8 protein-coding genes are annotated in these 8,950 nt (G+C 63.0%); 3 read left to right on the top strand and 5 right to left on the bottom strand.

Annotated elements, in window-relative coordinates:
* Positions 1 to 330 precede the first annotated feature (330 nt).
* On the top strand, positions 331 to 681 hold the full coding sequence (locus tag ROSERS_RS13835) for a hypothetical protein (RefSeq protein WP_157041086.1): 351 nt from the start codon (positions 331 to 333) through the stop codon (positions 679 to 681).
* Between the two features lie 454 nt (positions 682 to 1,135).
* Here the strand turns inward: ROSERS_RS13835 and ROSERS_RS13830 are convergent, their stop codons facing one another.
* The gene (locus tag ROSERS_RS13830) at positions 1,136 to 1,849 is read right to left on the bottom strand and encodes a dienelactone hydrolase family protein (RefSeq protein WP_011957402.1); all 714 of its coding nucleotides are present in this window, start codon (positions 1,847 to 1,849) and stop codon (positions 1,136 to 1,138) included.
* Positions 1,850 to 2,092: 243 nt separating this feature from the next.
* Here ROSERS_RS13830 and ROSERS_RS13825 point away from each other — a divergent pair, with 243 nt between their 5' ends.
* Entirely contained in the window at positions 2,093 to 2,830 is a 738-nt protein-coding gene (locus ROSERS_RS13825) for a lysoplasmalogenase (RefSeq protein ID WP_011957401.1), read from the top strand.
* Between the two features lie 289 nt (positions 2,831 to 3,119).
* On the opposite strand, the gene ROSERS_RS13820 is transcribed toward ROSERS_RS13825, so the two are convergent.
* The 4 genes from ROSERS_RS13820 to ROSERS_RS13805 form a co-directional block, all read right to left on the bottom strand.
* On the bottom strand, positions 3,120 to 3,896 hold the full coding sequence (locus ROSERS_RS13820; protein ID WP_011957400.1) for a sugar phosphate isomerase/epimerase family protein: 777 nt from the start codon (positions 3,894 to 3,896) through the stop codon (positions 3,120 to 3,122).
* 43 nt (positions 3,897 to 3,939) lie between these two features.
* A complete protein-coding gene (locus ROSERS_RS13815) occupies positions 3,940 to 4,989 on the bottom strand; it encodes a Gfo/Idh/MocA family protein (RefSeq protein WP_011957399.1) in 1,050 nt (349 codons plus the stop codon).
* Complete coding sequence (locus ROSERS_RS13810) at positions 4,986 to 6,104, bottom strand: Gfo/Idh/MocA family protein (RefSeq protein WP_041333703.1); 1,119 nt, start codon at positions 6,102 to 6,104, stop codon at positions 4,986 to 4,988. The genes ROSERS_RS13815 and ROSERS_RS13810 overlap by 4 nt, the downstream gene beginning before the upstream one ends.
* A 109-nt stretch (positions 6,105 to 6,213) precedes the next feature.
* Positions 6,214 to 8,274, bottom strand: a complete 2,061-nt coding sequence (locus ROSERS_RS13805) for an NAD(+) synthase (RefSeq protein WP_011957397.1) — start codon at positions 8,272 to 8,274, stop codon at positions 6,214 to 6,216.
* A 149-nt stretch (positions 8,275 to 8,423) separates the two neighbouring features.
* Between ROSERS_RS13805 and ROSERS_RS13800 the strand changes: the two genes are divergently transcribed.
* Positions 8,424 to 8,912 carry a metallophosphoesterase family protein gene (locus ROSERS_RS13800; protein WP_011957396.1) on the top strand — a complete coding sequence of 163 codons (489 nt, stop codon included), beginning with the start codon at positions 8,424 to 8,426 and terminating at the stop codon, positions 8,910 to 8,912.
* The last annotated feature ends 38 nt before the right edge of the window (positions 8,913 to 8,950 follow it).

Here is an 8,950-nt window from a genome sequence, read left to right as displayed (position 1 = left end):
GGTGCAGCCCCGTCCAACAGACCTTATGAGGACTGTGCTCCCTGGTGGCGTCCAACGCGAGGGCGATCTGGGGGGTGCGCCGCCATGCCACGATCCACGGTAGGAGACCGGCAGACCAGGACGTACCTTCCACCCGTCGCTGACTGGGGGCCGCCTTATCCACCCCATCCAAGCACCATTCCCGCAGCCGTTAGCGAATGGTCTGCGGATTGACACATGGACTGCGGGTCAGGACGACAGCTGACGGGCAAGCGCTGCGAGCCAGGATCGCGCCCCAGACCCGCCAGGACAGGCCCCGTTGCTGGACGGGTCGCACCATCGGCAAATGGCTTGCGATCACGCGAACTGGCGCATCAGGAGCGCCTGGTGTTGGGGTTGGCGCTGGCGACGCGCATTACGCTGGCGCTCGGAACGCACGCTGCAGCGCAGGCCATCCCGTGCTGGAGGCGGGGCGGTCGCCGTCGGAGTTGGGCTGGCGTCCACCGTCGGTTCCGTCTGGGACGCGATGCCTGCTGGCAATGGCTGTGGCGGAATGAGCGCACCCCCATCCGCTGGGAGCCAGCGGGGTTGGATCTTGCGACATGGTCTGCCGAAGCCCGCGCACGGTATGCGCCCGCTGGCACGACGCTCCGCCGACGGAACGCTGCCGGGATGCCGCATCCTGCTGCGACAAAGACGTAGAGCACTCATATGTTCTGTCCGCTCTTGAACCTGTAAGGGAGGGCATGCGGGCGGGACGCCCGCGCTCCCAGGGGTGAGACGGCGGGGGATGCGGGCAGGATGCACGCGCTCCCAGGGGTGAGGCGGCGGGGGATGCGGGCGCGACGCCCGCGCTCCCAGAGGTGAGGCGTGCCGGGAACGCGCGTGGCGGAGGGACATGCGGGCGCGACGCCCGCGCTCCCAGGGGTGAGGCGGCGGGGGATGCGGGCGGGACGCCCGCGCTCCCAGGGGTGAGACTTCGCTGCACCCACGCTGACCCGGAGGCGTTGTGAGACGCCCGCGCTCCCAGGGGTGAGGCGGCGGGGGATGCGGGCGAGGACGCCCGCGCTCCCAGGGGTGAGACGGCGGGGCATGCGGGCGCGACGCCCGCGCTCCCAGGGGTGAGGCGTGCCAGGGATGTGTGCGCTGAGGTCTGTCAGGCGAGGTGGCGTTTGAAGAAGGCGATAATCCGTTGACGGGCGTCGCGCGCCGATGGTTCGTGGTAGGTCGTCTGCGTTGCGCGCCAGACAATCCGCATCAATGCGGGAAAATCGCGCGGATCGTGTTCATTGAGGAAGGCGTGCCCGGCATCAGGGTACTCTTTCACGTCGTGTTCGATGCCGAGAGTCGTCAGCGCCTGTTCGAGACGTTGTGCTGCGCCACGCAGGGTAATGTCCTTCGCACCGTAACTGGCGACAATCGGGCAGGCGCCGGCGAGGACACGCTCGATCTCTTTCGGCAGGACACCATAGTTGACGCTCGATGCTGCAAACCCGTGACCGGGCGCCAGCAGCAGGGCAAATCCGCCGCCCATGCAGAAGCCGATCACCCCGATGTTGCCAGTGCAATCGTCGCGTTGGGCCAGCCAGTCGCGCGCTGCTGCAATGTGGCGGAACATCATCCCCTGCCACGTGAGGTAGTCGCGGATGATCAGGCGCAGACATGTGATCACCGTGCCGCCATCGAACAGATCAGGGGCAATCGCCAGAAACCCTTCGCTCGCCAGCCATTCCACCTGCTGGCGAGTGTCGCGCCGCATTCCCAGGGCGTCATGAATAACGACGACGCCGGGCCAGGGTCCGTTGCCGTCCGGCGTGGCCAGGTATGCGTTCAATGCCCCATCGGGCGCGGGAATCACGATGTCTGCCATTGTTTCGTCCTTTGAGCGGTACAGGTACGGTGCTATGGTATCATGGGTTCGCTCAGGTGTGGAAGGGTTGCAGGTTGGAAGGTTGCAGGTTGCGGGTTGAACGTTGAACGTTGAACGTGGGAAGGTTGCAAGTTTCTGATTCTCGGTTCCCGGTTCCTGGTTCTCAGTTCCTGGTTCCCGGTTCCCGGTTCCTGGTTCTCGGTTCTCAGTTCCTGGTTCTCAGTTCTCGGTTCTCGGTTCTCTATGAAGCGACATACATTTGCATATGCGCTGCTGGCGCTGGCAGCGTTGGTCATGCTGTCCGGTCTGGCGATCGGCAACCGTGGTGATGCGCGGAACCGGATTCCGCTGCCGCTGCGCATGCTGTCGTCGTTGCTGGTCTGGCTGGCGGCGCTGCTGTTGTGGCGTGGCGCGACACCCGCGTCTCGGCCGCCGGCGAAACTGGCGGCGGCCGGTATGGGGTGTGGGTTCCTGGGGGATCTGATCATGGCGCGGGTTCTTCCGCTGCCGCACCATGTGATCTTCGGCATGCTTGCATTTGGGGTCGGGCACGGATGCTACATTGGCGCTACAGCGCACCACCTGGTGCGGCGGGATGCGCTGAGGACATTGCCGTTGCCGCTGCTGGCGAGCTGGATCGTCGGTGCGGCGGGATGGTACGGTGTCGCGCGCAATCCAGCGCAGCCGGGGATGCTGAACCGTGCAGCGCTGGCATATGCGTTGCTGCTCGCCTCGATGAGTGGAATGAGCGCGGCGCTGGCGGTGCGCGATCGGCAGTATCTGTCGCTCGCAATCGGCGGTGCGCTCTTTTTTATTTCCGATCTCATTCTGGCGGGGGAACTCTTTCGCAATCTCTTTTTCCCCCATATCGGCGACGCGATCTGGCTGACCTATCTCACGGGGCAGGGGTTGATCGTGGAGGCGCTGGGGACCGGTCGGGAAGTGCAGGTGCTTCCATCAACCGACACAGCGCGCGAATAGTGACTCGCATGCCTTCCGCGCTGCTATGAAGATTGAGCATTTATTCCGCTCTACCGCGCTAGCCGTGGGGCTGATGGAGATTGAAAATTAAATCCGCTATACTGCGCTAGCCGTGGGGCTGAAGCCCTCGGCTATGCAAGGCAAAGTCCGCCTGCGCGGGCTATATCGGATTATTTCTTCAAAGACCATAAGCCCTCGGCTAGCCAGGGCAAAGCCCGCCTGCGCGGGCTAGAGCGGATTATTTACTCAAAGACCATCTCAGCCTGTTGGGTATCTCCAGCCTGCATGCTCATACTATTCCCCCCTGCCATTGTGCACGCATAAAGGCAAGCGCAACCGGCGCCTGTTCCGCCAGATTCTCCAAGGCGCATTCAGCCGAGATGCGCGCATTGTAGCCTGCATTGCGCAGCACGTGCATAAAACCCGCGTAGTCATACCCCGGCGTGTCTGGTGGGTGTCGTCCGCCGCCGGCCACGTGAACGTGCACAATGCGCGGCATGGCTGCGGCAACCGCATCGAGCGGCTCGCGTTCGATCTCGATGTGGTAGAGATCGGCTAACAGATAGACGTGGTGCAATCTGCGATCACGAAGAAATGTGGCGCACTCGCCGACGGTATTGAATACATTGCACTCCTGGCGGTTGAGATGTTCAAGCGCCAGAGTGATGCCGCAGCGGTCGGCCTCTTCTCCGGCGAGCGCCAGCGCATCGGCAAGCTGATCAAGCGCCCGCTCACGCGACCATCCATCGGGGATGCGACGGGCAGCGCCGCTGCCGAGGACGGCGATAGCGGCACCGAGTGATGCCATCCGGCTGAATGCGCGTTGCAGGTAGGTGCGCAATACATCGAGATCGGCGTGTGGTCCGCAGAGCGGGATCTCTGCGGGTACAAGAACATTGAACGACTCAGGGCGAATGCGGGCTGCTGCAATGGCGCGCAACGCCGGAGCAGCGGCGGCATCGTCGTCGAACGGCAGCACTGCGCGCGCTGGTAATTCGCAAAAGTCGAAGCCAGCAGCCGCGACGACATCGATCTGATCGGGCGTGGTGCATATGCCGAATCGCATGACGTGCCTCCTTGAGGCGCGGCGTCGCTGCGCCTCTACTGATTCATCCGGGGCGCACCGGTTTGCCTTCGCGCGCCGATTCGTAGATCGCCAGGACGACCGCCAGCGCGCGCCGCGCTTCTGAACCGGAAACCAGCGGCTGGCGGCATTCACGGATTGCAGCCACGAAATCCCCCAGGATGCGGGTGTGTCCAATGGCGCTGATTCCTGTCGGGTATGCGCCGGCACCTGCCTCCTGGCGCCCGCTGCCAGACGTGACGTGCAGCGACGCCGGAGGAGCATGATGGATTGTTTCCCAGCGCACAATTGCCTCACCTTCGATCTGGATGCCGCCCTGTGTGCCATACACCTCAACCCGGTGGGGAAAGCCGGGGGCAGCGGCGGTAGTGGCGGCAATCGTACCCAATGCGCCGCTGGCGAAGCGCAGTGTGGCGCCAGCGCAGTCTTCGACCTCGATTGTGTGCGCCAGCGTTGCTGTATGCGCCTGCACCTCAACGATCTCATCGCCCATCAACCAGATCAGGAGATCGACCAGGTGGATGCCCTGGTTCATCAGCGCTCCGCCGCCGTCGAGCGCCCACGTGCCGCGCCATGCCGCCGAGTCGTAGTACGTTTGCGTGCGCAGGTATGGGATGGTGACGACGCCGAGGATCGGGCGACCGAGGGCGCCAGCGGCAATGGCTTCGCGCGCAGCGCAAAAATCGGGATCGGTGCGACGCTGGAGCGCAACGCCAAGATGCACCCCGGCCGTGCGACAGGCGTCAATCAGCGCGTCCGCATCGGCAAGCGTGATCGCCAGCGGCTTCTCGACCAGCACATGTTTGCCGGCTTTCGCGGCTGCAATGCCCTGCTCAGCATGCTGTCCACTCGGCGTGCAGATACAGACGGCGTCAATGTCATCGCATGCCAGCAGCGCAGCGACATCCGGCTCGACGCGCGCGTTGAAGGCGTCGGCGAGTGCGGTCGCCCGTTCAGGATGACCGGCGCAAACCGCCATCAGACGCGCGCCGGGTGTCTGTGCTATCGCCTGCGCATGGTAACGTCCAGCAACCCCGGCGCCAATGATGCCGAAACGGATGGCTGTATCACTCACAGCGTTCGCCTCCCCGATTTCAGATCATCGAGCAACGCATCATACGCCTGACCGTCGAGGGGCAGTGAAACCGCCTGCCCGGTAACGCCGGACAGAATGACGGCATTCGCCAGTTCGAGCGACATCCGCGCCTGGCGCGCATCGCAACGCGGACGACGCCCCTCCGCGATTGACTGCGCCAGATCGAGATAGACCGCAAGGTGTCCGCCGCCATCGCCGGGCAGGTGGAGCGTCTCGGTGTGGATCTGCGGTTGACCCCACATCTCAGGCGCCGTTGCGCGGTACTCACTCAGCGGCATGGCAAAGCGGTGGATCGTCAGATGATCGAAGACGATCACGAGCGCGCCGCGGTCGCCAACGATCTCCATGCGCCGTTCGGGACTTGCTTCGACGGTGCTGAAATAGATGTAGCCAGGGGCGCCGTTGGGATACTCCAGCAGCGCGTGGGCGACATCTTCGCACTCGATGGCATGACCCTGCGTCCGCACCCAACCCCACACCTTCGCCGGTGCACCGACCAGATGGCAGAGCAGGTCGAGCGGATGCGGACCCTGATTCATCAGAACCCCGCCGCCTTCCCCGCGCCACGTACCGCGCCAGGCTGCCGAGTCGTAGTAGAACTGCGTGCGAAACCATGGTTCGACGCAGAGCACGCGCACAATATCGCCGATCGCGCCGGATTCGATCAGAGCACGGGCATGTTCAACAACCGGACGAAACCGTTGCTGGAAGCAAACCGCCAGCAGGCGCCCGGCGCGGTCGGCGGCAGCGATCATTGCATCCGCTTCGGACACGCTGACCGCAAGCGGTTTCTCGACCAGCACGTGCGCGCCGGCTTCCAGGCAGTCGATCGCCAGCGCGGCATGGAACGGATGCGGCGCGCAGATAACCGCAACATCGGGACGAACAGTGTCGAGCATTGCGCGGTAGTCGGCAAAGAATGGGCACCCGACCTCCCTGGCGCGGGCTTCGCCGCGTTCGACGGCGACATCCGCCATTCCGACAATCGATGCACCTGGAAGTTGGGTAAGCGCTTTCACGTGGCTCGCGGCAATACCGGCGGCGCTGCCGATCATGCCAAAGCGGAGATCAGGGAGCGGGGGATGGGTTGTCATACGCGACTCTTCCAATGAAAGGCGTGCCGCTGTATGATACCCCATGCGCGCGATTTGTCAATCGGGGGCGCTGCGATCCGGGTGTTCTGGATAGGGCTTTCCCTCACAATCAACAATCGTCCGGCACGTTGCGGCGCAGTTCATCGAGCCACACCTCCGCCTCGGCGTCGCTTGGCGCACGCCAGTCGCCGCGCGGTGAGAGCGAGCCGCCGGAACCGATCTTTGGACCGTTTGGCAGCGCCGAACGTTTGAACTGACTGGTTTTGAAGAAACGGCGGATGAAGACGTCCAGCCAGCGCCGGATGGTCGCCAGGTCGTACTGGCGCCGCTCATCCCCCGGCAGCCCTGGGGGCCAGTCGCCGCGTGACGCATCGCTCCAGGCATTCCATGCCAGAAAAGCAACCTTGCTCGGTCGAAAGCCGTAGCGGGTAATATAGAACAGGTTGAAATCCTGCAATTCGTATGGACCGATGATTGCCTGAGTGCTCTGTGCCGGACGGGAGTGATCGGCGTCACCGGGAGGGATCAGTTCGGGTGAGATCTCGGTGCTGAGGATCGAACGCAGGATTGCACTGGTTGCGTCGTCGAACTGACCGGAATCGGCGACCCAACGAATAAGATGCTGAATGAGCGTCTTCGGCGCCGACGCATTGACGTTGTAGTGCGACATATGATCGCCGACCCCATACGTCGCCCAACCCAGCGCCAGTTCGCTCAGGTCGCCGGTGCCGACCACCAGCGCGCCGTGCATATTCGCCAGACGGAAGAGGTGTGACGTGCGGTCGCCCGCCTGGACATTCTCGAACGTGACGTCGTACACCGGTTCGCCGCGCGCAAATGGATGCCCGATGTCGCGCAGCATCTGCATGCACGACGGACGGATATCGATCTCGCCGGCTGTCACGCCGAGCGCGTGCATCAGACTGCGGGCGTTGGCAAGGGTGATCTCGCTGGTGGCGAACCCTGGCATGGTGTATGCCAGAATGTTGGTGCGCGGCAGGTTGAGCCGATCCATCGTGCGCGCAGCCACGATCAAGGCATGGGTGGAGTCGAGTCCGCCTGAAACGCCGATAACGACCTTTTCGATGCCGGTGCTGATCAGGCGTTTCATTAAGCCGTGAACCTGGATGTTGTAGGCTTCGTAGCACCGCTCATCACGGCGCGACGGATCGCCTGGCACGTAGGGGAAGCGATCAATGATGCGTTGGAGCGGCACATCGCCCTCAGGAATATCGAAGGTGAACGGAATATGCCGCATCGTGCGCAGGCGCTCGCGGTGATCGCCAATCGCATCGGCGAAACTGGTTGTGCGCATCCGTTCCTGCACGATCCGTTCCAGGTCGATGTCGGCGGTGATCATCCGCTCATCGTCGGCAAATCGCCCGGTTTCTGCCAGCAGTTCGCCGAGTTCATAGATCAGTGCGTGTCCGTCCCATGCCAGATCAGTGGTCGACTCGCCTGGACCGGCGGCTGAGTAGAGGTAGGCGGCGATACACGTGCCGGATTGAGCGGCGCACAGCATCCGCCGGTAGTCGGCTTTCCCGATGGTGATGTTGCTGGCGGACAGATTGGCAAGGATGGTTGCGCCCGCCAGGGCGGCGAAGGAACTTGGCGGCGCAGGAACCCACACATCTTCGCAAATCTCGGCATGCAGCGCAAAGCCGGGCACATTCCCGGCGACGAAGATCAGATCGTTGCCGAACGGCACTGTGGCGCCTGCCAGCGTGATTGTCTGCCGGAGTGCATCGCGCGCAGCGCTGAACTGGCGTTTCTCGTAAAACTCGCGATAGTTCGGGATGTAGCTTTTAGGAACGACCCCCAGGATACGCCCGTGATAGATAACGATCGCACAGTTGTACAACGCGCCATCGATGCGCAGCGGCGCGCCGACCAGCAACACCGGCGTCAATGAGCGACTCGCGTCGATCAGGCGGTTCAGCGCATCCAGCACACCTTCCAGCAGCGCATCTTGCTGAAAGAGGTCGTCACAGGTGTAGGCGGAGAGACCAAGTTCGGGGAAAAGGGCGACGGCGGCGTTGGCGACGCTGGCGCGCTCAGCCAGCCCAATGGTGCGGGTAACGTTGTACGCTGGATCGGCGACGCGCAGGGAGGGGATGCATACCGCGACGCGGACGAAGCCATGGGTGTAGATTGAGTTGAACGGTCGCATGAGCGTGTCCCTTTCGGTATCGAACCCGGATCAACCAATTGGTGTCAGTATAACACTTTCTCGGCTCAACCTTCAACCTTCAACCTTCAACCTTCAACCTTCAACGCCTGTATAATACCCGCGTACCCACACGAAGGAGGGAAGGACGTATGCGCATTGCCATCGTATCGGATATTCACGACCATATTTCGCGGCTGGCGACAGCATTGGAACGGGTACGCGGCGCGGATACGCTGATCTGTTGCGGCGATCTCTGTTCGCCATTCATTATGCGGCAGTTAGGCGAAGGATTTGCCGGTCCGATCCATATCGTCTTTGGCAACAATGACGGCGATCTGTTTCGTCTGACCGTCGCGGCGGCGAACTTCGCGCAGATCACGCTCCACGGCGCCTTTGCCGATCTCGATCTCAATGGACTGCGGGTGGCTGTGACGCACTACCCGGAGATAGCGATGCCGCTGCTCGAAAGTGGAAGGTATGGTCTGATATGCTGCGGACACAATCACCGGTACAGCGTGGTGCAGCGCGGTGCGGTCACGCTGGTTAATCCGGGCGAAGTGATGGGTGAACTGTACGGCGACGCGACCTGCGCCGTATATGACAGCGACACCGGCGACGTCACACGGTATGATCTTTAGCGTCTCAGGTGATGCTCAGGGCGCAACGGTTGATCGCT

This window comes from Roseiflexus sp. RS-1 (assembly GCF_000016665.1).
Lineage (GTDB): Bacteria > Chloroflexota > Chloroflexia > Chloroflexales > Roseiflexaceae > Roseiflexus.
This window is presented reverse-complemented; position numbering and strand designations above follow the sequence as displayed.

Bases quoted from the DNA above. Each gene is read 5' to 3' on its own strand.
- ROSERS_RS13830 (WP_011957402.1), bottom strand. From the start codon at position 1,849: ATGGCAGACATCGTGATTCCCGCGCCCGATGGGGCATTGAACGCATAC.
- ROSERS_RS13825 (WP_011957401.1), top strand. From the start codon at position 2,093: ATGAAGCGACATACATTTGCATATGCGCTGCTGGCGCTGGCAGCGTTG.
- ROSERS_RS13820 (WP_011957400.1), bottom strand. From the start codon at position 3,896: ATGCGATTCGGCATATGCACCACGCCCGATCAGATCGATGTCGTCGCG.
- ROSERS_RS13810 (WP_041333703.1), bottom strand. From the start codon at position 6,104: ATGACAACCCATCCCCCGCTCCCTGATCTCCGCTTTGGCATGATCGGC.
- ROSERS_RS13805 (WP_011957397.1), bottom strand. From the start codon at position 8,274: ATGCGACCGTTCAACTCAATCTACACCCATGGCTTCGTCCGCGTCGCG.
- ROSERS_RS13800 (WP_011957396.1), top strand. From the start codon at position 8,424: ATGCGCATTGCCATCGTATCGGATATTCACGACCATATTTCGCGGCTG.